The 26,104-nt window shown below is 38.7% G+C and carries 12 protein-coding genes; 1 reads left to right on the forward strand and 11 read right to left on the reverse strand.

The window, feature by feature from the left end; translation table 11 throughout:
• Positions 1-382: 382 nt before the first annotated feature.
• From AW17_RS16765 to AW17_RS16815, 11 genes are all read right to left on the reverse strand, one after another.
• Complete coding sequence (locus AW17_RS16765) at positions 383-1,840, reverse strand: sulfatase family protein (protein WP_029278370.1); 1,458 nt, start codon at positions 1,838-1,840, stop codon at positions 383-385.
• A gap of 464 nt (positions 1,841-2,304) precedes the next feature.
• Positions 2,305-3,576 (reverse strand): glycoside hydrolase family 88 protein, encoded by a 1,272-nt coding sequence (locus AW17_RS16770; protein ID WP_083488745.1) that lies wholly within the window; start codon positions 3,574-3,576, stop codon positions 2,305-2,307.
• Positions 3,577-3,726: 150 nt separating this feature from the next.
• On the reverse strand, positions 3,727-4,773 hold the full coding sequence (locus tag AW17_RS16775; protein ID WP_029278374.1) for a hypothetical protein: 1,047 nt from the start codon (positions 4,771-4,773) through the stop codon (positions 3,727-3,729).
• A 363-nt stretch (positions 4,774-5,136) separates the two neighbouring features.
• Complete coding sequence (locus AW17_RS16780) at positions 5,137-6,186, reverse strand: glycoside hydrolase family protein (RefSeq protein WP_209444280.1); 1,050 nt, start codon at positions 6,184-6,186, stop codon at positions 5,137-5,139.
• Positions 6,187-6,314: 128 nt separating this feature from the next.
• Positions 6,315-8,780: a polysaccharide lyase family 8 super-sandwich domain-containing protein gene (locus tag AW17_RS16785; RefSeq protein WP_029278377.1), complete on the reverse strand. Its 2,466-nt coding sequence runs from the start codon at positions 8,778-8,780 to the stop codon at positions 6,315-6,317.
• A 4-nt stretch (positions 8,781-8,784) separates the two neighbouring features.
• Positions 8,785-10,947: a chondroitinase-AC gene (cslA, locus tag AW17_RS16790; RefSeq protein WP_051691909.1), complete on the reverse strand. Its 2,163-nt coding sequence runs from the start codon at positions 10,945-10,947 to the stop codon at positions 8,785-8,787.
• A gap of 217 nt (positions 10,948-11,164) precedes the next feature.
• Positions 11,165-11,992 (reverse strand): glycoside hydrolase family 16 protein, encoded by an 828-nt coding sequence (locus tag AW17_RS16795; RefSeq protein WP_029278380.1) that lies wholly within the window; start codon positions 11,990-11,992, stop codon positions 11,165-11,167.
• Positions 11,993-12,024: 32 nt separating this feature from the next.
• Positions 12,025-13,575 carry a DUF4955 domain-containing protein gene (locus AW17_RS16800; protein WP_029278382.1) on the reverse strand — a complete coding sequence of 517 codons (1,551 nt, stop codon included), beginning with the start codon at positions 13,573-13,575 and terminating at the stop codon, positions 12,025-12,027.
• 149 nt (positions 13,576-13,724) lie between these two features.
• The gene (locus tag AW17_RS16805) at positions 13,725-15,365 is read right to left on the reverse strand and encodes a RagB/SusD family nutrient uptake outer membrane protein (protein ID WP_029278384.1); all 1,641 of its coding nucleotides are present in this window, start codon (positions 15,363-15,365) and stop codon (positions 13,725-13,727) included.
• Positions 15,366-15,384: 19 nt separating this feature from the next.
• On the reverse strand, positions 15,385-18,576 hold the full coding sequence (locus AW17_RS16810; protein ID WP_083488747.1) for a SusC/RagA family TonB-linked outer membrane protein: 3,192 nt from the start codon (positions 18,574-18,576) through the stop codon (positions 15,385-15,387).
• Positions 18,577-19,106: 530 nt separating this feature from the next.
• Positions 19,107-23,183: a hybrid sensor histidine kinase/response regulator transcription factor gene (locus AW17_RS16815; RefSeq protein ID WP_245235091.1), complete on the reverse strand. Its 4,077-nt coding sequence runs from the start codon at positions 23,181-23,183 to the stop codon at positions 19,107-19,109.
• 823 nt (positions 23,184-24,006) lie between these two features.
• Here AW17_RS16815 and AW17_RS16825 point away from each other — a divergent pair.
• On the forward strand, positions 24,007-25,866 hold the full coding sequence (locus AW17_RS16825; protein ID WP_051691910.1) for a glycoside hydrolase family 97 protein: 1,860 nt from the start codon (positions 24,007-24,009) through the stop codon (positions 25,864-25,866).
• Positions 25,867-26,104: the final 238 nt, after the last annotated feature.

Raw genomic sequence — 26,104 nt, forward strand, 5'->3', positions numbered from 1 at the left:
CATTTTGTGGCGTTTTAATCAAGTTTTCTGTTAAGACGGTCGTCACCCTGAATTTATTTCAGGGTCTTTCACGCTAAAAAGATGCTGAAATAAATTCAGCAGGACGATAAAGCGGGATTAGGCGTAAATAAGATATAATTTTCAGCAAATAATTATCGAACTCAGGTTAGTACCAACAAACAGCAGCATCTAAAATACAAATAGCAGCCAAAGTGATCTGGCTGCTACCCTGTATAATTGCTTTATCAATTGCATCCGGAAAACAGATTTTCTGCTGAACATATAAACCTATACCGGGGTAACACTCACCATGTGTTTAGTTCATATATCGATACATCAATTATAATTTTCCTAAATCATACGAAAGTCAGTCGCGTTTGAATTAATTAGCTAACACAAACCCATCATTTGTTTTCTGTAGCCACTCCTGAAGTTTTGGACGAAGTTTTTTAACCTGTTCACGATTTCTATCATATAGGTTATCAAGCTCAAAAGGATCATTCTTTAAATCAAACAAATAACCAGTTACATGATCCCCTTTTCTCTCATAGGCGAGTTTATAGCAATCAGTACGCAGCCCCCTGAAGCCGGAACTATTTGGTTTACCATAGGCAATGCCGCCCAAAATAAATTGTTCTGTGGGTATGCTGCCCTTCCTGTTCAGCAAATAGGAAGCATAGCTTTTTCCGTCAACACTGCTTGGTATCAAATTTTTGTTACCTGTTAAGTCAAGCAGCGTTGGATAAACATCAGGCATACTTAACAGGAGCTTATTATCGATGCCTGGCATAATTTTTCCCTTCCAGTAGATAATAAAGGGAACACGCAGTGATTCTTCGTAAATATTATTCTTTGAAACTTCATCATGTTTGCCCAAACAGTTACCATGATCGGCAGTAATAACAACAATGGTATTTTCCAGCAGCTTTTTATCCTTCAGGGAACGAATTATACGCCCGATCTGATCATCAACACCGGTCATGTTTGCATAATAGTTTTTGATATTTTTACGGTATTCCTCTCCCATTGGGGTACCTGCGGGTGGAATATTGGGATCATGCAGCAGTGAATCAAGTGAGATATTTTGATAAAGGGCCGTGTATTTTTCTGGCACCATGTCATATGGCGAATGCGGCGGATTGATGGAAACGACCAACGAAAAAGGAGCCTTTTCTTTTCTTACCTTGTTTTTATTGTCAAAAAAATCTATGGCTTTATCTGCCTCATGCTCTGGCCCCCATTGGTTTACATAATGAAAGCTGTCGCGGGGATCTTTGGTATCCCAGTACATCGGTCGCAAGTGGTAATCGTATGTACCATAAGCATACCAGTAATCGAAACCATGTCTCTTTGCTGGAGGTGTCCATTCGTTCCAGGCTAATTTTTCAGTGTTGTTGGCTGTAGGAATATAGGGTTTGTGTGGAGAATCTAAGTGCCATTTCCCGATGTAGCCATTGGCGTATCCACCTGCTTTTAACACGTCAGACCAGCATACGATTTCGCGTGGAAGTTCCACCCCATAAGGAGCCGACCCGGAGTTGACATTGGCATACACCTTATTTTTAAAGGAATAAGTTCCGGTAAACAGCATCGCCCGGGATGGCGAACAGACTGGATTATTGGCCACCATTTGACCAACCGTTAAACTCTCTCTCGCAAATGCATCAATATTAGGCGTTTTTACTTTTTCCTTACCTAAATATCCTAGTGCCTGACCACGCCACTGATCAACCAGAATAATGACAACATTCGGCTTTTTGGTCTGGGCAAAACTTAGGCCGGGAAGGACCAATAGCAGTCCTAGCAATTGAAACAATATGTATCTTTTCTTTATTACCATTTTCTTTTTCTTTAAACTAAATAATCAGTGTTTTATAGCTCCCTTATTCGCTAATCTTGTAAATGACTAAGGCTTATTCTTCAGTGCAATCGACTAAAGTCTCATGAATTTATGCATACGCCTGGACATTTTCTAATATGGCATAGTTTTAATAAATGGAGAAATAGCGAGATAACCATCATTTTGTTATAAAAAGTCTAGGAGCACGCCATCCAACGGCTCCATAACTATCCCAAAAGCCTGTCACATCACGACAAGTTTATTTTTCTACGTATCCATTCAATCATCCTACAATCGGGGCTATTTTCAAAATATAGCATATCACCGCTAAAAACCAGCATAAAATATGGTCTGTATCTACCTCCTTCCAGTAGCCTAACGCTACTCAATTTAAGGATTATGGGCAGCAATAATTAGCTTAAAAGGCTGTTTCTGGGGCTTACCAGACAACAGCCTTAAAGTGCTTACTCTTTTATTTTTTGGTACCTCAATAAGGCTTCCATAAAATAATAGTCAGCATATATCAACGGAACATCGATCTCAGAATTATGTGGATAGCTACCTACACAGTGTTTTAATATAAAACCCGAATTGCTACCTGGCTTAGCCAGATATGTACTATCAGACAATGATTGTAACATTTGTTCAGCGGGTTTGAAATACTTTTTGCTATCCTTAGAAAAAGTACTCAGCTCTATTAAGGCAGAGGCTACAAGAGCGCCCGCAGAAGCGTCGCGGGGAATATAAGAAAGTTTTCTTGCCTCATAGTCCCAATCTGGAGTATAGCCTTTCTGCCCCTCGTTAAAGTCCCAGTTAGGAATTTTATCTTTTGGCAGGTTAGGATTGTTCAGGTAAAAATCAGCTGCCTTTTGTGCAGCTTCCAGAAAGCGTTTATCTTTAGTTTCACGGTACATCATCGTAAAACCGTAAATGGCCCAGCCCTGTCCTCTAGACCATGTAGAATTATCGGCATAACCCTGATTGGTCTGCCTGTGCAATACTTTACCATTTGCACTATAATCAACCACGTGGTAGGTGCTAAAATCGGGTCTAAAATGGTTCTTCATTGTATTTAAAGCATGGCTGATGGCTGCATTTTTATACTTAGGATTACCCGTAATTTTAGATACATAACAAAGCAGTTCCAGGTTCATCATATTATCAATAATAACCGGATATTTCCATGTGGTTTTCTTGTCCCACGATTTTTTTTCATTCCATGATTTGATCAGCCCAACTTTAGGATCGAAACGGGTTAAAGCTGACTCTGCTGATTGGATCAGGATTTTCCGGTATTGTTCCAATTTTTTGGGGTCCTTCTCAAACTTCATTGCATTGCCATAAGAGCAGTACATTACAAATCCTATATCGTGGTGTTGGGTTAAAAATTGTGCCTGTTCCAAGGCCTCTGTCCATTTGGTTGCTGCAGTTTTCCATTCCGGATTTTTAGTATATTCATAAATATACCACAGATTTCCAGCAAAAAAGCCTTGTGTCCAATCCTTTATATCGGTACTTTTTAAAGAACGGTCTTGATTAATGGTACGTGGAAAGCGGGTTAAGTCTGTTGAGGTTTTCAGCAGTTCGCTATACTGTTTTTCGGCAACGGTAAAGTCATCTTTTATCAACTCACTTTTTGGCGAAAGCCATAGAAAAGCTGAAAGTACGACCATCATTGTTAACGTACATACCAGTAAAAAACTATAGTGCTTAATGTTAAAAGAGGTTTGTTTCATTTTTATTTGGTTTGTTTAATTTTAAGTTGAACTCATGGCATTTTGGCCAGAAAATACGGAAAGTCTTCCCTTCTCGATTCCGAAGCTTATAATGGCCAATACATTACCCCTTCCGCAAATGCATATCAAATAAGCTATAAATACGATGCATTATAAATCTGCCTTTAGGTAATAATTGCCCGTTGTGATCGGTAATTCTTTCTTTGCGATCATATCCTTATATATATTCCCTGTGGCCACAACAGCGCCCCTGTTATTAGTGGTTGGATAGGTCATACTCGAATTATGCGAGTACCCAACCATATGGCCAATCTCGTGTACAGCAACAAAACAGATGTCGAGGGTCAGATAGTCTCTTAACACATAGTTATCCACGCCATAGGTCGACCCACCCCCCAGGCCGGCAACATTTACCACTACACCGCAGTTGAATTCCGGTATATCGATTATCTTTTTAAATGCTTCTTGCTTTTGCTCTAAAGTTAATGCCACCTTATTGTCACCAGTAATCGGTTCAGCCAAAAATGCAGTCTGGGTTTGTTCAGCCTGAAACAGATAGGCCAGGTTAATGATAAGCCCCGAGAATCGGCGTACATCCTTGGCATCAATATTTTCCTTCCAGTTATTATTAGGATCATCATTGCCATCAAAGTCTTGGTATTTAATTTTCCATTTCAGTTTAGACAGACTCTTCAGCTTTTTGATCAGATCTGAATCACCGGTAAAATCAAACGATACTTTGTCTGTTGGGATACCAGTGGTTTTATATTGCGCAAGATCTGTTTCCGCCCCATCGACATCAAGAAACTTCGTTCCCCCTTCGATGAATGGATATTTAATCTGTTGAACGGCATGTGCCCTGATTTTCCCGATCTTGAACAGCTTTACCGGTTTTGACTGTCCTTGTATCGTTAAAAGTATAGTGGCATCTGCAATATCAACAGGTGCAAAATTGGCCACTTCAATAGTGGTCGCATTTATGGCTTTCACCCGCAGCACCTTGCCAATCTCATAACGTCTGGCCTCGGAAGTAAGGAGTTCCATAGATTCTCCATCCTTGAACATCAGACTGGAATTACTATCGTTATCAAAATTATACCCAACTGTAGTTACAGGATCAGGAACGGGCGGCGTTGATCTTTCCTTTTTACAGCTGAAAAAAGAAATGGTGAGTAATAGAAAGATGAGTTTTTTCATAATAGATAGTTGATTTTATTTTTTTTTAGGTAATTCTTTATTACAAATATTCAATTTCTTTACTGCGGTGAGGGGGCAAAATTTCGTTTAAAAAGGGTGACAAATCTGCTTTTAGCATTATTTATATCTTTGCGCCCTGTAAGACTAAAAACCAGGGAAATCGCTTTTAACTTTTCTCTGATAATTCTTCCTCTTTCTACGCATACTAAGCATTATGTTTGCCACGGAAGCACGAAAACACGGAAAAATTCACTTCTTCTCCGTGATTTCTGTGTTTCCGTGGCTAATTAATTTTTGCACATGTTTTAAAAGCGATTTCCCTGAACTAAAAGCCTATTGCAACTAGAATTGTTGTTATTTTCACTATTTTACAAACGGTATTGCCACAATGCCCGATGAGGTACCATTTTCAAAGCCGCCTTTTCCATCCATGGTAGAGAAATACATGCAACGAGGTTTATTATTCTCAAAAAGAATAAACGGTCTTTCCAATTGACCTCTTTTTTCAATTGTGCTATCATCCCATTGAATTGTTTTGGAATAAGCTTTCGCGTCACTATCCATTTTCCAATCTGTTCCATTGATTGAAGTAGCTGATACGCCTCCGCCAAGTTCACCAGTATATTTTGCTTTATGATCTTTAAAAACTACATGATATCCTTTTGAATCCTTCCACAGAAATGGATCTTCGAGTTCGCCTGTAAGTTTGGCACTAAAAACCGGTTGCTTATTATTCAATACTTTATAGGGGCCAAAAATATTCTTCGCATAGGCAACGCCGAGCGACATGTCGCTATATTTAGTTCCTTCATAAGAACGGGCTTTAAAAATCATTAGTACCGATCCGTCCTTATTGATAACCATGGTTGGGTTGGATGTCAAAAAACTGTAGAATGTATTGGGTTCTGTTTCAAGAATTGGTTTGTCCATTCTTTTCCAAGGCCCATCAAGACTATTAGAAACTGCCAGGCCTACACGTTTGTTGCTTCTACCTACAATACACCATTTGCTATCTAAGGTAAGTTCGCCGCGCTTAGGATCTTCAAATGGATGAGTAGAGCCAACATAAAACATATAATATTTACCATTATGCTTGAAGATTTGTGGATTAAATACTGAACGGCCATCCCAATACTGTGCACCTCTGGTTTTAAGCGCTTTATTTACAAAACGAAAAGGACCTTCTGGCTTATCAGCAACAGCATGAATAATTTCTGCAGAAACCATCCAGCCGGGATGAAATACTATCGTATCTGAATAGCAAGATGAAAACAGATGGTATTTTCCATCGTCTCCTTTTATTACCGTATTATCCCAAACCCAATATCCTTTAAGGTAAAAACCACCTTTCTTTACTGCCTGACCCAGATGATGAAAGATTTCATTTTTTGAGTCCTTTTTTAACTGTAGCAAATTAGGTAGCATTTTTTGCTCTTGTGCTGATACTGTCTGAGCCCTAATTAAAATAAAACATAAAAACAATATGTTTTTTAATAGCAATGAAGCTATCGTGTTTGTTCCTGATATTTTCATAAATGAGTTTATTTTTTAATCCTGATTGTGGCAGGTTTACCGCAATATTGGCCTTGAGGCATGCTAACAACTATATCTTTGCCGTTGAAATTCAAACTGATTTGTTTTAAAACAGCATTCATTTCTGGATCAGTAACCGAAATCACATATTCGTTGCCTTTGTCTTCAATTAAAACAATGCATGGAGCCGAGGCTATTAACGAAATCCCTGTTTCATTCAATTGTGTATTGCCTTTGTAGAATACGGCTTCAAGCAGTTTATTGTCAGCTAATTTCACCGCCTGAATCAGGGTATCATTTCTTAATACATTGAATGGTAATTTTTGCGATGGAATACCATCTCCAGCATAAACTACATATCCATACGTTCCGTTCGTTACTTTTTGTCCATGATCTACCCAAAGGCGAAGAATATCTGCTTTCCCTGGTAAGTTTTGAACTTTCTCGTTGGTTTGATTCATTTTTACCCAGTTGGTTTTCTTGCTTTCACAAACAAAAGAGGCATTCCTGGTAAATTCAGGTAGAATGGTATAAGCAAATTTACCCTTTTGCGACACCCATATTGGTTTTTCATTTACCATAAATGATTGTACCCCGGTAACCGCAGGGCGGGATACTCCATTTTCGATAATAGTTACCTCATTTTCTTTGGCCGTTTGATCGATAGTGGTGCGTATTGATCCGTCCATTTTCGGATTTAAATTGGTAATTCCTGCCCCAAGAGCCACGAAATAATCACCCAACATAAAATAAGACTTGTATGCTTTCACTCCATACAAAGTTGGATTTTCCCCAACATTTGTGTCTTTATCATTCACATCATCCTTATCGGAGCCATTCATTTTTTCAAAAATAAACCCGGCTACGGCATTTTCATCACCGTTGGAAGCTGAACCCGCAAAATTATACTTACTGCAATAACCCCTCCAATTGGTAACCGGAGTTAGTTTATCCATTCCTTCACGGGCGGTTACTCCGGGAGCAGCTGTCACATCCCAGCTCCCAAATATTTTATTATATTCATTTCCTTTTTTCTGGAAAATTGTCATCCCATCGGCTGTGAAAAAATTATATTTATCAGCAAAACCTGCACTTTCCAGGCCGTCACAACGAGCGGAAGCCATGTTTACAAGGATATGGTACCTCTCATTTTTTTTAATCAAATCATCATTATTAAAAAATGATCTTGTCCCATTATAACCACTATTTGGATAATTGATCATTTTGATATTATTTCCTGCCGATTCCTTATGCAATTGTTCGAGCTCTTTTTGTTCCTCAGCGGTAAAGGAGTCTTTCCAGTCTTTGAGAATTGTTTTTAACATACCCAAATAGTGAATAGATCTACTATCTACATTATATCGCATGGAATAACGATCAAGGCAGGGTAAATTATATCCTTTATAATAATACCAATTACTTCCCCTGAAAAAATTAAGCAAAGCATCTGTATTTTCTTTTGTCAATTTCTTTTCCCAGGCGGTACCCTTTAGAGAAGTAAGCATGTTTAAAGCTGCCATTGTTCCATCAATAGGGTATCCCCATACCAAACTTTGTTTCCCATGTCCCCAACCTGCTCCGTCAACAGTAAAACCCTCCGTCCAGAAAGCCTCATTAAAAGTGTTTTGGGAGGTCATGCTAATTCCATTTTGCGAAACTTCCGCTATCAGATCAACCATCGGAATGGATTTGTACATGTATGCCACCAATAATAATGGCCGATAGGCCAACGCATTGCCGCCTACCCACCACACGTGTTTTCTGAATCGATCAATCTGCACTACATTTTTATCCGTTTCATCATTTCTAAAAGGTTGCGTCCAGGCTTGTAAAGCTACTGCCTTCAACATATCACAAGTAGCATTTAGCCGCGTGTTTTTGCCATTCTCCGTCGCATTCATTTGTTTTAAGAAAGCAAAATAAATGTTAACCGCAGCTGTAGGCAGGGCAAAACAGGATGCATGAAAGCGATGTACTTTATTCGATCTGCTGATTTCTATATTGCCATAATGAACGATTGCTTTTATGTACTTATTAGTAAGTGCGTTTTTCTCACTTAACTCACCTTTACGATACCCATCAGCAATTTTCCAAATACGGTTGTAAGCTTCATAAACCAATCCTGCAACGGTTTGTTGAATGGCTAAATCATTCTTTCGCGACAAGTTTTCGCTTACTATTTTTTTCTCCTGAGTTATTAAATCTGAAAACAGCCCCTCTTCATTAAGAAGAGAAATACATTCGGAAACAGTCAATTTTTCATCGCTCAATGAACTTACATGATAACCATGTGTCGAATAATACTGCCTGTAATCCGAGATTGATTTTTCCTTTACGAGATTTTTTGTTTTTTGTCCATCCGCATAATAGCGATGGTAATTGGCAAAAGCTATTCCTGATTCTGCGTTTTGAGAAAAAACTTTAACTGTAATGAGAATTAACAAGGCTGTTAAGCCAATAAAACTTTTTTTCACTCTTTTAGTTTTTATACTGAACGCTTGAACCTGCTAATGCACCTTCTGGAAAATGAACCGTTACCTGTTCTGTCTTCCCGGTTTTTAAGTCTTTGAGACTCAAGGTTGCTGTTTTCTCTTTTTGTAACGGATCAGCAATAGAAATTAACCGTTTCCCATTTATCATTTTGATCATCAGGGCACAGACTTTATCTGTCTTAATTTCCATTGATGGCAAAGTCAATGTTCCCGGCTGATAAAAAATGGCTTGCAGGATATTTAATTTTTGATGATAAACGGCTTGCATCGCTGGATTATTCGCTATAATTTTTAGGTTGTTGGCCTCAAATTTTTTCAGACTGGCTGCGTCCTTAATCCCAGGCAGTACGATATAAGCATAACTGGCATTTTGTGGTTTTGAACCATGATTTAGCCATAATTTAAACACCTTACCGGAAAGCTCATCTTTGGGTTGTGAGTTGTTAATATGATACCAGTTTCCTTTTTGTACACTTGTACTTAATGTGATATTACCACCTTGTGGGAAATAATAACCTACATTGTCGTGCAAAAACCAAGTGCTTAATTTTTCATTACGCTGGATTGTTTTATCTTTTGCTATCGGATTTCTACTTAAAGAACTTTCTACACTTCCCTTTAACCAACACTGATTAATGGCCGTGGTAATACTTTCTGGTTCATTACTTTTAATGCCTGTTCCTAAACACATAATTTCATTATCAAAAAAGAACCAGGATTTTTTCGCCTTAACACTATCATAATCGAGTGCATAGGTGCTTGCTCCATATACACCATCGCTAACACCACCGGCAAAGTCGTTACTACCCTGCTCACCCCAAAATACTGTCATTGGCCTATCGGTTGCGTAATCCCTACTGGTAACCCCTGGTATTTTATCCCATTCCCAAACAGGCATAATATTATAATATTCGGGGCCATTAACCTGGATATTAGTTGCTCCATCAGATAGGTATCGCCCTAATAAATTCTCATTATTTCCTGATTCGCATCGCTTGGTACGGTTACTTACCATACGTACATTAAAAGAATACCCAGGTCTTACGTGTAAAGTATAATCGGAATTAAAATATTGGGTATGTAACTTTTTAACGTTGTAAGATGGCTCCTGTTTACCTGTAATTCGTGCAATGGCACTATCCCAATCAACAGCGTTTTTAGGATCCACCTCTTTTGCAATCAAAATTTGGGGACTTGCTTTTAGTATTTGACCACTTTCTATCTGTTTCTCCAAATTTAACATGTCGAATCTACTTATTCTACGTCCCTCAATGTTAAAATCAGCATATTCCCCACGAATGGCTTTAAGAAAAGTATTTCTATAAAAATTAGATAGAAGGGCAACTTTATCGGCACTTAAGGCATAGGGAGTTTCTTTTACATAGTTTGCCAATTTAAATACGCTATTGATAAATACATCACCATAGCCCGCAATATATAATTGTAATCCATGCTGCATATAAGAATTATCATATTGCAAGCCTTCTTTTTTATAAACTAAACCAACCGGACTAAAAAATTCCTTTAAGGAAAAAGCTAGCAAAGTATCATCTTCTGTTAATACAGCTCTATAAAAATAATGAAGTGCAATATCGGTTTTGTTGGCTCCAGCTTGTTTTTCCGGATTACCCCTTTTCATCCTTTCAACAAGTTTCAGTTTCAGTTCTTTATCTAATTTCTTCTCGCCATGTTCCATCATGATGAGCGATTCGCCTAGGGATTGAGGTGTATAAATTTCATTAAACCACCAATTATCACTTTTGGGATCTAAATTATACCAGTATTGCAATGCATTGTTGATGTGTTGAAAGACCTTTTCATCTGCATAAAAACCACTGTTTTTTGTGAGATAGGCTTTAATAAGTGTTTGTAGTTTTATTAAATGTTCTGTGGGTGGCCAAATGGTAATTGATTTACTGGCATAATCCACGCCGGGCCAGGTTCCATCTGGTTTTATGGCAGCTATATTTGCTGCAACTAACTTGTTATCAGGCTTATTATTAGTTAAATTCTTAATTATTCTTGAGGTAATTGTTTGGCAAACTTCGGCAGTATTTGATTGAGAGAAAGCAGTTTTAAGTCCTCCTATAAGGAAAAACATCAGTAATGCAATGGGTAAAAGATTTAGTTGATGATATTTTTTTTTCATTTGGTTTGATGTAAAAAAACTATGTGGTTTCATTTTATAGAGGCTGTATCATAAGTTGTGATTCCATTCGAACTTGCCGCATTGAGCTTGTCGAAATGCTTTGAAGGGCATTTAAACAGGTCCTTCGACAGGCTCTCCACAGGAGTCCTTTGGACAGGATGACAATTCTATATTTATGATACAACCTCATTTCTCTGTTATTGCGCTGTAAGTTGTATTACTTTTTGAGCGCGTAATATTTTACATAATCTATTTTCATGATCGTTTTGCCCTGGCCTTTAGCTCCATAGCCGCCCGGAGGTATATTCCCTGTCCAATAATTATCCTGTATTTCAGTACTCAGAATGATATATTCCTTTTTTTGCGAAACATTGTCTGTATAAGTCCAGGTCAATTTTCCGTCTACAAAAAATTTATAATAATCTGGTGTCCACTCCATTGCATAAATATGGTAGTTTCCGCTATTGGCTCCTACATCTTCGGTTATAATGCCTTTTTGTTTATGATCGGTGCCGTATCCATCCCAGTGAACAGTGTGATGTGCCCTTCCATCATTTGGTAAGGATTCTATTATATCCATCTCCATACCTGCTAGTTTTGGATTGCCAACAGGATTTCCCATTGTACTGCTCTGCACCCAAAAAGCCGACCATGATGCAGGTTGGTTTACCATAGCAATCTTTGCTTCAAACCTCCCGTACAAAAACTCGCGTTTTGTTGCAACCTCTGCCGAATGGTGCCTTAAAGATCCATCTGGCTGTTGATCTGTATAAGGTTGAATAATCAAGTTATCATTTGCAACGGATACAGTGGTTGCATCATTAAATGCAGAACGCCAAACCCCTTGCAGCCTATGCGTCCAATCTGTCAAATTAAGCTGATTTCCGGAAAAGTCATCAGTCCATTCCAACTGAAATGCCGGTTCGGTACTCTTTGGCACAGGTTGTTCAACAACTTCGTTGCTCTTCTTACTACATGATGTAGTTAAGCTAAAAGCGCCGATAAGCCCTAGGTAGAGCAGTGTAAAAACAGTTTTACTTTTCATTTATTCTTTTTTAACACCATTCGTTACTGGTTTCATTTACCTTGTTGCAACCACTCGGGAAATTTAGCCAACCGCGATTCCAACTGGGCCCTGTATAGTGATGATGGGGATACCTGCTCACCAATTCCTTCCATATTACCTAACTGATCCTTTTTAAACGTTGTACCGTTTCCTATAAACCCTGCAATTACCGGAACGGGCATTTTCCACCAGAGGTAATGAGCAGGCCAAAATTCGAAATCTTTCACCGGCTTGTTGGTTTGTGTATAGTTCCATATCACCAGCCCTTTCATATGGTTGGGCATGTTTTCTATTGCGCCTCCGCCATGATTCTGCAGTAACCCACCTTTTACATTATCCAAAAGGGTATTTCTCGGCTGGCTTGAATGCGACTCGAAACTTGTAGTTGATGGATAGCTACAATGCCAGACCACAGTATTAACTGAGCCATTAGCTACACCAAATGAGTGCCATTGTGAAGCCTCATCGGTTAAGTTTGCCAACAGCACATTTGTAGAATGGTTCGATGTAATGGCTTCGTGACCAGCATTACCTGTAACCACACAGTTCATTACGGTAACATTGGCACTCTGCCCTACAATGGCAGCAACATTACAATCGGTGAACCGGCAATTTCGCATCCAGGAATTGGTACAGCGGCTAAACATAAAAAGGTTAAAGCCGCTATCATCCATCCAGGAACGATGATGTATAAATTTTTCTTTCCAGTTGCCAACAAAGGCAATGTCTTCGATACCTACTTCCGCTGCATTAGCAAATTTTTCTACCGTCCACTTATACTTTACATCAACTTTATAAGCCAGTGGGGCATGCAATTGGATCTCATCATCTTTTATACTTACCACCTGGTAGTACATACAAACATCCACTCCTTTTTTTACCAGATAAGTCCATGTTATATCTACCTTAGCCGGGCTTAATTCTTCATCAATTAAAGCAGGTGTGTTATCCAATAATTTTAAAGCTATCCAATCGCCTGCTTTTAATTTATTTGTTTCGTTTAGCTTTAATTTGAAATCTCCAACACTGGCATTCTCCTTAATGGTTCCTATTTTGCTATCAGCCCCATTGGCCGTAAATGTAAACATGGGAGGTCCTGTCCACATTTTTTTGGGATCGCCGGGTAACAGTGCATGTTTCATAAACAGTTCGGTACCCCCTGGCCCAGAACCGCTCCCTTTAAAGATAATCTTACTTCCTTTTGAAAATATACCTTTGTTGGCAGCAACATCTTCATTTACCAGGAATCTCCCCTTTGGGAAAAACACAATGCCCGATCCATTATTGTTAGCTGCTGTAATGGCGCGCTGTATCGCATCCTTATCAGAAAGTTCGTCATCTGGTTTAGCACCAAAATCGACTACATTAAACATTTTGTATTCTACGCTTGAAGGGATCTTCTTTTCACCACAATGATAACCCGCATATGAAAAATCGGGCAATAAGGAATGGTCTTTGTTTTGCGTATAAGCTTGAAATAACTGAGAAGGCTGTATCTTTTGGCAAAAAGTCAGCTCTGCACTCGCCACAAGAATCAAAAGGCAACATGTATATTTTTTCATCATAGAAGAGATCAAAATATTTTTAGTTATATTTTATAGCCATAAGAAAAATTGGGGGAAGGTTTTGTTAAACCGAATCGTAAAATAGACTTTTCAAAAATTACCCTGGATTGTCTGTCCAGGGTAATTGTTGCTTATATTGAGATTTTTTACCAACCTGGGTTTTGAGGTTTTAGGTTTGGGTTTATTCCCATTTCTTTTAAAGGAATTGGATATAACAGGTGTTTATCTACTGTATTTTTTCCTCCGGTTCCTCCCCAGTTTTGCGCTGCATAGCCAGTTGCAATCTCGTTACCAACACTATTCAATGTCTGAACGTATTTATTCCAGCGGATTAGGTCTGCACGACGTGTACCTTCAAAGCACAGTTCACGAAAACGTTCGTCTTCAATTGCCTGTTGAAATTGTGCCTTTGATAAACCGGCAGGTAAATCTGCCACCGCGCTTATTGTATTAATATCAAATCCATAACCTCTTCTGCGTACCTGGTTAACGGCACCGTATGCGGTTGCGGTTGGTCCATTCACCTGATTTTCGGCTTCAGCCAACATTAATAATACATCTGCAAAACGCAATACCGGTGCATTGATTGCTGTTTGGTTTTTGTCTTTACGCGTATTTATTTCATATATTCGGCGCCACTTGGCACTATCTCTTCCATAACCATTTGTACTGGTTATTGCAGTTTCGGCTCCGGTAGTAGCATTATAAGTAAAGGTGGTTAGTGCCCAATCGCGGCGTAAATCACCTACCCCATATGCTTTATATAACCTTGCTGTTCCTCTTACAAATCCATAACTGTATCCAATAGTTGATATAAAAGGTGTTGCAGTCATGGTAATTCCATTTTGGCTGCCCAAGCCACCAAGTTCATTATAAAGTCCTGATCGGTCTCCATTGAACTCAATCTCCCACATGCTCTCTTTTGTGTCATATACATCTTTTGCCTCATTTATAAATATTTGGCTATAGGCAGTGGCTAGTGTTTGTTTAACACTTGGACTAGTGGCAGTATAAGCATTGTATGCCCAAGCTGGATCTAGATTTATACTGGTTTTTAAAGCATGCTCTCCAGAAGATTGCACTTTTTTGGCCCAGCTTAATGCTTCAGCATATTTACTGTTGTCGTTTATTGGGTAACCTGCCATTTGCAAGCAAACTCTCGCCAAAATTCCTTCTACAGCTGTTTTCGATACACGGCCTGAGAATCCGAGAGCGGTAGAAGTACTTACTTTTGTTTCAGCCTCTTTCATGTCTTTTAAAACTTGTTCATATACCGCTTTGGCTGGCGACTTATCAATAAAGACATCAGTTGGATTTGTGGTTGGCGTTAATTTGATAGGAACATCACCAAAATATTGCACTAAAAGAAAATGGTAATACCCTCTTAAAAATAAGGTCTCACCCAATATCGCTTGACGTTTTGCCTCGTCCATTTGAGGCAAATTAATATTTGCAATTAAGTTATTTGCACGGTCAATTCCTAGATAACACTTGGCCCACAAATCAGCTACACCGGTATTTGATGCATCATAACTATTTGTTGCAATACCAATTGTATTGTTTCTGGCATAATATCCCTCATCTGTACATACATTCTGGTTTTTGCAAAGATCACTGTAATACGGCCCTAATGGATCATAAACACCAGCTAACGCTAGTATCAATCCATTTTCATCAGTATAATACTGAGTAATTGCTATTTTGTCTATTGGTTCGGTATTTAGAAATTTTTCACACGATACCATTGTGACAGTTATTATCGATAATAAAAAAAGTAACTTTTTCATCTTTTTGATTTTAAAATTATTAAAATGATGCGTTTAATCCAGCAGTGATAACGCGAGCCCTTGGATAAGATGAGTAATCAAAACCTGATGTTAAAGCAGATCTTTTAGTGTTTACTTCTGGGTCTGTACCTGAGTATTTAGTCCAGGTAGCTAGATTTTGTGCTGAAGCATACACCTTTAAAGATTTTAACTTTAATCTACGTATCAATTTATTCTCGAAGGTGTATCCAAAATATACTGTTTTAAGTCTTATATAGGAACCATCCTCTACATTCCTGCTGGTGTAACCAGCTGTTGCACCTGTATATCCTTTAACACGGGGTATATCAGAATCAGGGTTAGTGGGTGTCCAGCGATTTTCATAGTTCGCAAATTGATTTAGGTAATTACCGCCCCCTCCTTCAAATTTGATTCGGTTTGCATTCATCAGGTCATTTCCATAAGACCATTGAAAAAAGACATTCAAATCAAATCCTTTGTAGCTGAAATTATTGGACAATCCTCCGGTATGTTTTGGTAAACCATGACCAATTATAGTATAATCTGCAGCCGTAACCACTCCATCGCCGTTAATATCTCTGTATTTTACATCCCCAGGTTGTATTGCTGTAGCGGTATTACCGTTAGTAGCAATGCCCGACTTAAGCGTATATTTACCATTCGCATCTTGATCAAAATCTGAATATTTATAGGTTCCATCATCAATTAAACCGTAAATTTCGCCCAGTGGACCACCTATTTTCGCAATATAACCAGGGATAGTATTAAATGGAGTATCCCATGAAACATAGCTGGTTAACTCTGTTTGGTTGTCTGAAAGCCCAAGTACTTTACTTCTGTTGAATGAGATGTTAAAAGAAGTGTTCCAATTAAAATTACGTGTTTTTATATTTTCAGTATTTAAGGTAAATTCCAATCCTTTGTTTTCTACAGAGCCTATGTTTTTGTACGAAGATGTAAAACCTGATGAAGTAGGAAGATCAGCTCTTAGCAATAAATCTTTGGTTGTTTTTTTGTAAACTTCAGCAGTTAAGTTAATCCGTTGGTTTAAAAACCCTAAATCAAGCCCTAAATCCGTTTGCTCAGTAGTTTCCCATTTTAGTTTATCATTTCCCAAATTAGCTGCAACCACTGCAGGTACATACTGGTTGTTAAATGCATAGGCTACAGGGAATCCGCCAATCATTGGGGTATAAAATTTAGTTAAGTAATCAAAGTCACCTACCCTATTATTTCCAGTTTGTCCATAACTGTACCTCAATTTACCCTCAGACAATACGTTGCTGTTTTTTAGGAAATTTTCATTTTTAAAATTCCATGCAAGGGCAGCTGAAGGGAAATAGCCCCAATGGTTCTCCGAAGGAAACTTAGATGATCCATCGGCTCTTATAGATGCGGTAAACAGATATTTTGAATCATAATTGTAATTTACCCTTGATAGGAAAGAACTCATGGTCCATAATGATTGAAAAGTATCATATGCTATTGGAATACCTTTGTCTAAACTGTCAATACCCAAGCCTTCAGGCACTTTATTGGCTCCTATTCCATGCGTTTTGTTGGTTCCTTTTTGTGCAGTAAATCCTCCTAAAAGGTTTATGTGGTGTTTTTCGCCGATTTTTTTGTCCCATGTCAACGTGTTTTCACTCAACCAGTTAAAAGATTCATTATAAGTAATACTACCACTTTGCCCATTAGAACCACGCCCTGAACTCGTATTGCTGTTATAGAATTTTCGATTTTGCACATCATCGTTAACAATTCCACCAGAAACACGTAGTTTTAAGCCGGGAATAATTTCGTATTCCGAATAAGCATTAGCAATCAAATTGCGCCCAACTCTTGCAACATACTCATTCTTTAAATTAAGGATAGGGTTTGAACGGTAATCATTAGCTGGATTAACATCACTATCTGTCATGGCGTCCAAGTCAGGGTCTAATCCACCTTCATCAACAGGTTTATAACCCCAAGCCGCGTACATCGTATTTAATGTAGCACTATAAATAGTTTGTGCCGGACTGCTACCAAGTTGTTGTAAATAACTGTAATTCGTGTTTATTCCTATTTTTATTTTCTTTGTTAATTGGTGGTCAAGAACTAAACGGCCTTGATATCTCTTGTAGTTTGAAGCAATCAGAACACCATCTTGATCAATCAAGGAACCTGATAAGGCATATTTTGTTTTTTTGGTTCCTCCATTTACAGATAAATTGTAATTTTGCATTAGCGCAGTACGTAGTATCTGATCTTGCCAATCGATGCCTTTTACGGTTTTGTAAAAGTCCAGATCTTTACCAGGCTTAGTTAAATAAGTTTCTGTTGGACTGGGGAATGTTGTTGACGAAACTGGTGTCGGATCCCACTCTATCTGGAGTTTCACAAATTCATAAGGATTCATTAATTCATATCTTTTTATGTCTTTCTGAATACCGAATGAACTGCCAAAACTAAATACGGGAGGACCAGTTTTCCCTTTTTTGGTGGTAATTACAATTACGCCGTTAGCTCCTCTTGCTCCATAAATAGCTGTTGCTGATGCATCTTTTAAAATCTCCAATGATTCGATGTCTTGTGGATTAATCGCATTGTTGTCCATGTTTTCTATCGGAAAACCGTCAATTACATATAATGGGGAGTTCGATTGCGAAACCGAGTTGTTTCCCCGGATTACAATGTCAATTCCCGAGCCTGGCTGTCCATCTGATGAAGTAACCTGTACACCGGCAACACGGCCTGCTAGTGCTTCGTCGAAAGAACGGACAGGTGCTTTTTGTAAATCTTTCATTGACACTGAAGATACAGAACCAGTAAGGTCTCCCCGTTTTTGGGTGCCATAACCAATTACCACCATATCATTCAATGATTTACTGTCTTCGGCAAGAACAACGTCTACCACTGTTTTATCACTAACCTCTATTTGTTTGGTTACATACCCCACATAGCTAAACATTAATATAGCTGATGATGGATTGGAAAGACTGATCTGATATCGACCATTAGCATCTGTATTGGTTACCGTCTGGGCATCTTTTACTTTTACACTAACACCTGCAAGAGACTGGCCATTTGCATCTTTTACTGTTCCAGATACTTTGAATGTTTTGTTTTGGGCCTGAGATGGTGCAGCAAACAAGCACACAGTTACGAAAACGATGGACCATAATATCCCTCGAAATCCGCTAAAATATTGGTAGCCTAAATTTAACATAATGAATTTATTTTACTTAGTTTTTATTTGGTTGGTTATTTGTTTTTCGGATACTTATATGGAATAGCTTCCATTTAAACAGGCGCTCCGATATTACCTTTTGCTTAATGTCCCCTACTTTGAAAAAGCGTATTTATCAATCTCCTTTTTACTGTTCTGTAAATTTTTCTTCATAATATTTGGTTATTGGTTAGTAATGGTTTCGTTTATTAAACTTTCCATTAATCAAATATTAGGTTTAAGCTGAAAAAACAAGGGGCACGGATTGGTTTAAAAAGGGGTAAAAATTAACCACAGATCTTTTAAAGCGCAAAAAGCCCTCTTTTTGCTATATTTTGAACGATGCAACCAAACGCTTTATAAATGTTTTGCTGAAAATTTTCTGGCTTTAAACTCAACAGCTTAGGTGATTTGCTTAATCTCTACGGCTATTTTTTTTACAAAAGTATGCGCCTTCCCATATTAAATACTTCGATTTAATAAAAACTCAAAAAGGTAAAAGATTATATGCGAGGTACTTTAAGTTTTGTTCAATCTGTTTTCTCGATGTATTTCGAAGGTGCATAGCCGAACTGTTTTCGGAACTCCTTGCTGAAATATTTCCTATCGTTAAAGCCGACCGCATAGGCAACATCTGAAATATTCAGCTTATTTTCGGCCAATAGTTGTTCTGCGCGCTTTAAGCGCTGCGATTTGATGAAATCGGTAATGGAAAGGTCGGTAAGCGATTTGATTTTCTTGTACAGCACCGTCTGACTCATCCCAATACGGTCTACAAGACCTGTCACGTTGAAGTCGGGATCTTCCATGTTGTCTTCCACTACCTGCATCAGCTTGTTCAAAAACTTCTCATCAGGCGAGACTATATCCAGCTTGCGTGGTGTTAGCATGATCTGCCTAGCATATTTCAGTTTCAATTCCTCGCGCCCGTGTAACAGGTTGCGGATACTTAATTCAAGTACCTGGATACTGAAAGGTTTGGTGATATAAACATCTGCACCTGCTTCAAGTCCGTTAACCTGATGCAGCTGAGAAGCCATTGCCGTAAGCATAATTACGGGGATATGACTGGTACGTTCCTCTTGCTTTAATCTTATACATAGTTCCAGTCCGTTTAGTTCTGGCATGGTTACATCACTCAGTATAATATCAGGAACATTTTCAATAGCAGATTCCCAGCCCTTTAATCCATCAATACTTTCGAGGATATGATAGGTAGCTTTTAGCGACTGGACAATAAACCCTCTTAATTCATCATTATCCTCCACAACTAATACTGTGTATTTTTTCTCAATAATCGCTTCAGCATCTTCACCCGAAAGCCTTCCTGCTTGCTGTCCGGTTACATCTTCTAATATTTTTAGCGCACTATCACCTACCGAGAGTTCTTCTGCTGAAAAATGTTCTTTTCCGAAACGGAGCAGGATCGTTAAACTGGTCTTCCCATTTTTCCCTTCAACGGCTGGCTCACTTGAAACGGAGATCTGCCCTTTGTGCAGGTCCACTATATCTTTAACAAGGGCAAGCCCTATTCCCCAGCCTTCGGCTACAACACCTCTTGACTTTACCTGATAAAAATTGGTAAACACTTTATCCTGCACATCTAATGGAATACCAATGCCGTTATCGGTTATCGTGACTTTAGCTTGCCCATCATGTTCTGCAATTTCAAAAATTATTTTTCCGCCATTAGGTGTATATTTAAAAGCATTGGAAAGGATATTGTAAAACACCTTCTCCATTTGGCCGGCATCAAAATATACCAAAACTTCTTCCTGTTTACTGTTGAATTGATAATCGATGTTTTTGAGTTCTGCCAAGCTCAGATAGGAACGGTAGATATTATGGCTAAAAGCAACCAGATCATTTTTAGAAACGTGTAGATTAACATGTCCGCTTTCTATTTTCCTGAAATCAAGCAGTTCGCTTATTAACCGCAACAACCGATCAGTATTTCTTCTGATGCCGATCAGCGAATGGTTAACCGTACTGTTCTCTTGCGTCAGTTTGATCAGCTTTTCCAAAGGAGCGAAAATCAAGGTCAATGGCGTGCGGATCTCATGCGAAATCCTGGTAAAAAAATCGAGTTTCATCTGGAAAAGCTCCTGCTGTTGCTCACTATGCAGCTGTTCGTAATAGAGTTTCGATTCTAACCTCTGCTGTCTTCTGGTAAACCGGAGTACAAAATACAAGGATATACCTGCTATTGTAAAATACAACAGGTAGGCCCACCAGGTTTGCCATAGCGGGGGCAATATCCGAATTTCCAGGGCTGTCGGATTTTTGTTCCAAAGGCCATCGTTATTGCTTCCTTTTACCAATAGCCTATACTTTCCAGAAGGCAGGTTGGTATAGGTAGCAGATGGAATATTAACATAATTCCAATCCTTTTCAAAGTTTTCTAATTTGTATGCGTATTTATTGCGCTGTGGCTGGATGTAATTTAAGGTCACAAAATCGATGGTAAAGATATTCTGACCGGCAGAAAACGTGATGGATTTGGTAAAACTGATATCTTCATTCAATAGTTGATCGGGGCCTCCAATGTGCACCGGCTTGTTAAATAGTTTCAAGCCCGAGAATACTGTTTTTGGCACAACGGTATTCTCCTTAATGTCTCTTGGCGTAAAGGCTACCAGTCCGTTAAAACTCCCAAAGTATAACTTGCCATTTTTGTCCTTATAAGCGGAGTTCACATTGAACTCACTGGAAGGCAAACCATCGCTTGTATTGTAGTTTTTAAAGCTTCTCCGTCGTGGGTCAAGTTTGGTAAGCCCCCTGTCGCTGCTTACCCACAGGTTACCCTCATTATCGTCTAATAGATTGGTAATGTTATTGCTGGGTAAACCATTCTGTTTATTATAAGTAGTAAACGAAGCGGTTTCAGGATGGTATAAGCTCAAGCCTCCGCGCATCGTCCCGATCCAGATTTTCCCCTGACTGCTTTCTCTTATACAGGTGATCAGGTTAGATTGAAGACTGTCTTTATTTTTGGCTTTTTTTCTGAATATCTTAGCTTGTTTAGCTCCAGGGCTCAACAAGCTGAGTCCGCTGAGTGTACCTACCCATATATTCCTTTTTGAATCCTGGTATACAAACGTGATATAATTACCGCTAATCGTTAAACCTTTTCCTGGCAGGTCGGTGATATGTGTAAATATTTGTTTTTGGAGATCAAAAATATCTAATCCCTTGGATGAAGTACCGATCAGCAATCGTCCCTGATCATCTTCTGCTATACTTGATATATATCCATAACTCAGTGCATTTGGGTTTTTAGGATCTGGGGGATAATGTTTAAACTTACCCGTGGCCGGAACAAAAAGCGCTAAACCTCCTTCATATAAACCAACCCAGATCCTTCCCTGGCCATCTTTAAAAATAGCTTTGACGGTATTATGGCTTAAACTGCCCGGATCAAAAGGATCATTCACATAATTTTTAAAAAGGCCCGTTTTCATATTATAACAGTTCAGCCCCTGCCCTTCTGTACCCACCCATAGATTCCCCTGATCATCAGCCTCTATTGCACTGATAATATCACCGCTTATGCTATTTCTATATTTATTATACTTATATACGTCAAAAGTAATGCTATTGTGGTGGTTAACATTTACCCCTCCAAACATCGTACCTAACCATATAGAGCCCTGTTCGTCTTTATAGATTTCTTTGATAGAGTTATCACTCAAACTTTTTCTGTTATCCGGATCATGCTTGTAGACTGTAAAATTGAGCGTTTCAGCGTTCAAAATATTGAGGCCGTTCATTGTTGCCACCCATATATTGCCATTATTATCGAGCATAAGCTTTCGGATACTGTTATTACTCAAACCTTTCGGATTCAGTGCATCGTATTTAAACCGAACAAATGAGCCTGATCCGGGAACAAAAAGATTTAATCCGCCTTTTTCCGTTCCAATCCAGATCCTGCCTTTACGATCTTCTACAATAGTTCGCACGAAATTATCGCTAAGACTTTTCTGATCTTCGGGATGATGATTAAAGGAAGTGATTTTGAACCTGCCCTTCTCTGATTTCATCATACTCAAACCATTGGTCGTACCTACCCATAGTATACCTTTACTATCTTCAAAAACGGCATATACAGCATTGCCCGCAAGACCATCTTTTTGATAAAAATTGATAAATTTTCTGGAAGAGGGTTTTGCTAACATACTGAGCCCATTGCCCGTAGCAAACCATAATCTTCCCTTTCTATCTTCCGAGATGCAATTAATGCTTTTATCACTTATCCAATTCTTATCCTTTTTATTGTAGATAATGCGTTCAAAAGCATCTTTTTCAGGGATATAGCGGTTTAGCCCATTTTGTGTTCCAATCCAAAGATTTTTTTCGTGATCTTCTTTCAGTGCGAATATATAATCATCGGAACTAATGGAGCTCAGATTATCGGAACTTGTTCTATAAACCTTAATAGTCTTACCATTATACCTGTTCAAGCAATCGCGGGTACCAAACCACATATAACCCCTGCTGTCTTTGCAGATGGATTGCACCGTACTTTGTGAAAGACCATTGTTTACCGACAAATGATCAAAAGAAAGTTGTGCAAAAGCTTCATTAAAAGAACATAGCAATATCATGCTAGCGATCATTAATGTGTTAAAAGGGCTCTTCATTGGGATGATTGGAAATGATAAATACAGATTTGAAACAATATACATTATTCTTGACAGGTTTGCAAATCAGTTCAAACTGCTATATTTTTCTACCTAAATAGATTAAATAATATGATTTTTGTAATTCTTCCGCCTAAGCCTGATCGGTAAGCGATATTGTCAAGTGGTGTTTTTACACAAACAAATCATTTCGGAATTTTTAAATCCGCAATGCGCTTTAAATCATTAATAAAATGGTTTGATAACGATACGGCTGAGACCACTAATATAAATTTAAAAGTACTGATAGTTAGATATTTATTGTGTTTAAATTTTATTTCCGGACAAATCCTATTGGAAAACAACACCCAGGTTGGATAAACGAAAGGGTAAACTTAAGTGACTGGGAAGGTTAAAAATGGCATTGGCGGGATATTAACTGGCAACACCTGGGCCCATGTTAGTGTGACGCTCACCATAGCTGAGATACCAGGGATTTATATTAATTCAGTAAGCAAAGAAATGTGTATTTTTGACCACGGAGAGTTACTATGAAAGTACCCCATATAAAATTGCCGATACAGCGAAGTTTGATACCAAAATAAGGGTCTTCATTAATGAAGACGTATCAAAACCTTATCCACAAGGCTTTGTAGGCTTATGCCCCCCAGATCCTGATAAAAGCAGTGACAAGCGAAGGGTTTACCTTAAAAAGGAATACACTTATAAAAAATGAAAATGGGATTCCGAAAGAGAAATAAGACCAAGGTAATGCTGATCGTAGTTAAACCATAATTTATTATACATAATGAGAATTTTAAAAGTGTTTGTGAACCCTTTCCTTTTCTTAATAATAACATTTAGTGCACTTTCTGAGGCGTCGTTTGCTAACAGTTTGAGAAAACTGGCTGACCTCAGGTCGCCTGATGGCAAGTTAAAAGTTTCGTTTACTTCTGGCACCGATGGCGCTATCTTTTATTCGTTGATGGCTGATGGTAAACTTTTGCTGCAACCATCAGCCATTGGGTTAAACGTTTCAAAGGCGCCGGTATTCAGGTCTGAGCGATCAGAGATCGTTAAAAAAGTTTGGCGGCCAGTTTGGGGCAAAAGAAGCATTGTTAACGATGTTTATAGAGAAATAACCATTGTATTGGATGTTTATACCATCAAAGCCAGGGCATATAACGATGGCATTGCTTTCCGGTATGAAAACGGGAAAAGTGAGTCTGAGTTGACTGAATTCAATTTTGCAGGAAATTACGATGCCTGGTATTACAATGGAGAGAATCACAATATCGGACCCGAAAAACTACAGAATGCCAAAGGTATTCGCAAACCCATTGTAACCATTAAAGCCAATGATGATCAATATATGGCTATTCATGAGGCCGATCTGGAAAGCGGAGAACCTTTACTGTTAAAAACAGTACCGGGGCATGCCTCGTTTTTAGTGCCCTCAAAAAGGGCCAAAGCATGGCGTGTGATTATGTATGGAAGAACGCCGGGGCAATTGATCGATTCGCATTTGCTGGAATTATTGAACCCTGCTCCAGAGCCTGGATATGATTTTACCTGGGTAAAACCAGGTGTAGCCCTTTGGGACTGGCGGATCAATGGTGCAGAGGTTGACGGATTTAAGTATCAGATGTCGCTACCGTCATGGAAGCGGATGGTCGATTTTGCCGCAGTAAACAAGATCCCTTCGCTGGTGTTGGATGCCAACTGGTATGGGGCTGAGTTCAATAAAGATTCGGATCCGTTAAAGGGCGGAAAAGCAGCTGATGTAAACGAATTGATCAAATACGGTAAAGAAAAAGGGCTGGGGATTTGGTTATACCTGAATGATGTAGGTGGAAAAGCTTATCCCATTGAAGCCACCATAAAACAGTATGGTGATTGGGGAGCAATAGGCCTTAAATACGGATTTATGCAAGGCAGTGCTGAGGAAAAAAACAGCAAAACCAGACTGATCACGAAATTGTGCGCCCAACATCATTTAATGGTCGACTTTCATGACGGTCCTGTTCATCCGTACGGACAAATGCGAACCTGGCCCAATGCTGTTACACGTGAGTATTGTCAGGCTCAGTTGGATGGCCATAAAGTATTTCAGCCAAAAACATTTGTTACATCCGTATTTGTGAATATGGTTGCCGGGCCTTTAGATATGAATAACGGAGTGGTTGATATGATCCAAAAGGGCCGTGTTGACAATGGCAATCCAGTACCATCTACAATTGTTGCCGAGGCCGCCCGTACACTTATTACTTTTTCAGGTGCTACGATCATTCCCGACATCCCTGAATACTACAATAAATACCCCGAGATCTTGAAGTTCATTACTGCTCAAAAAATGCCATGGATGGAGAGCAAAACATTAAGCGGGCAAATTGGGGAATATATTGTAATGGCCCGTAAGGCATCAACGGGAAATTGGCTGATCGCCGCGGCAACTAACGAAAGTCCTCGGGTGTTACATATTCCATTAAGTTTTGCTGAACCGGGAAACTATAGGGCATTGATCATAAGGGATGGAAAAGACGCCAGTTATTTAACAAACAAAGAAAGCTATCGTGTGGAAACCATTATGGTGACATCCAAAAAAGTTATTGATATTGAATTGGCACCAGGAGGCGGAGCTTGCATCTTATTAGAAAAAGTTAAATGAGTTCAGCAAAATCATTTTTTTAATAAGACAATCCACCCAGTCACCATGATAATCAGTAAAAAACATAACAACCTGAGTTCGATTATTAAATCTCATTTTGTGGCGTTTTAATCAAGTTTTCTGTTAAGACGGTCGTCACCCTGAATTTATTTCAGGGTCTTTCACGCTAAAAAGATGCTGAAATAAATTCAGCAGGACGATAAAGCGGGATTAGGCGTAAATAAGATATAATTTTCAG

This window comes from Pedobacter borealis DSM 19626 (genome assembly GCF_000708285.2).
Classification (GTDB): domain Bacteria; phylum Bacteroidota; class Bacteroidia; order Sphingobacteriales; family Sphingobacteriaceae; genus Pedobacter; species Pedobacter borealis.

Coding starts and splice junctions, on each gene's coding strand:
- AW17_RS16805 (WP_029278384.1), bottom strand. CDS start 15,365: ATGAAAAAGTTACTTTTTTTATTATCGATAATAACTGTCACAATGGTA.
- AW17_RS16795 (WP_029278380.1), bottom strand. CDS start 11,992: ATGAAAAGTAAAACTGTTTTTACACTGCTCTACCTAGGGCTTATCGGC.
- cslA (WP_051691909.1), bottom strand. CDS start 10,947: ATGAAAAAAAAATATCATCAACTAAATCTTTTACCCATTGCATTACTG.
- AW17_RS16775 (WP_029278374.1), bottom strand. CDS start 4,773: ATGAAAAAACTCATCTTTCTATTACTCACCATTTCTTTTTTCAGCTGT.
- AW17_RS16800 (WP_029278382.1), bottom strand. CDS start 13,575: ATGAAAAAATATACATGTTGCCTTTTGATTCTTGTGGCGAGTGCAGAG.
- AW17_RS16765 (WP_029278370.1), bottom strand. CDS start 1,840: ATGGTAATAAAGAAAAGATACATATTGTTTCAATTGCTAGGACTGCTA.
- AW17_RS16810 (WP_083488747.1), bottom strand. CDS start 18,576: ATGTTAAATTTAGGCTACCAATATTTTAGCGGATTTCGAGGGATATTA.
- AW17_RS16815 (WP_245235091.1), bottom strand. CDS start 23,183: ATGATATTGCTATGTTCTTTTAATGAAGCTTTTGCACAACTTTCTTTT.
- AW17_RS16825 (WP_051691910.1), top strand. CDS start 24,007: ATGAGAATTTTAAAAGTGTTTGTGAACCCTTTCCTTTTCTTAATAATA.
- AW17_RS16770 (WP_083488745.1), bottom strand. CDS start 3,576: ATGAAACAAACCTCTTTTAACATTAAGCACTATAGTTTTTTACTGGTA.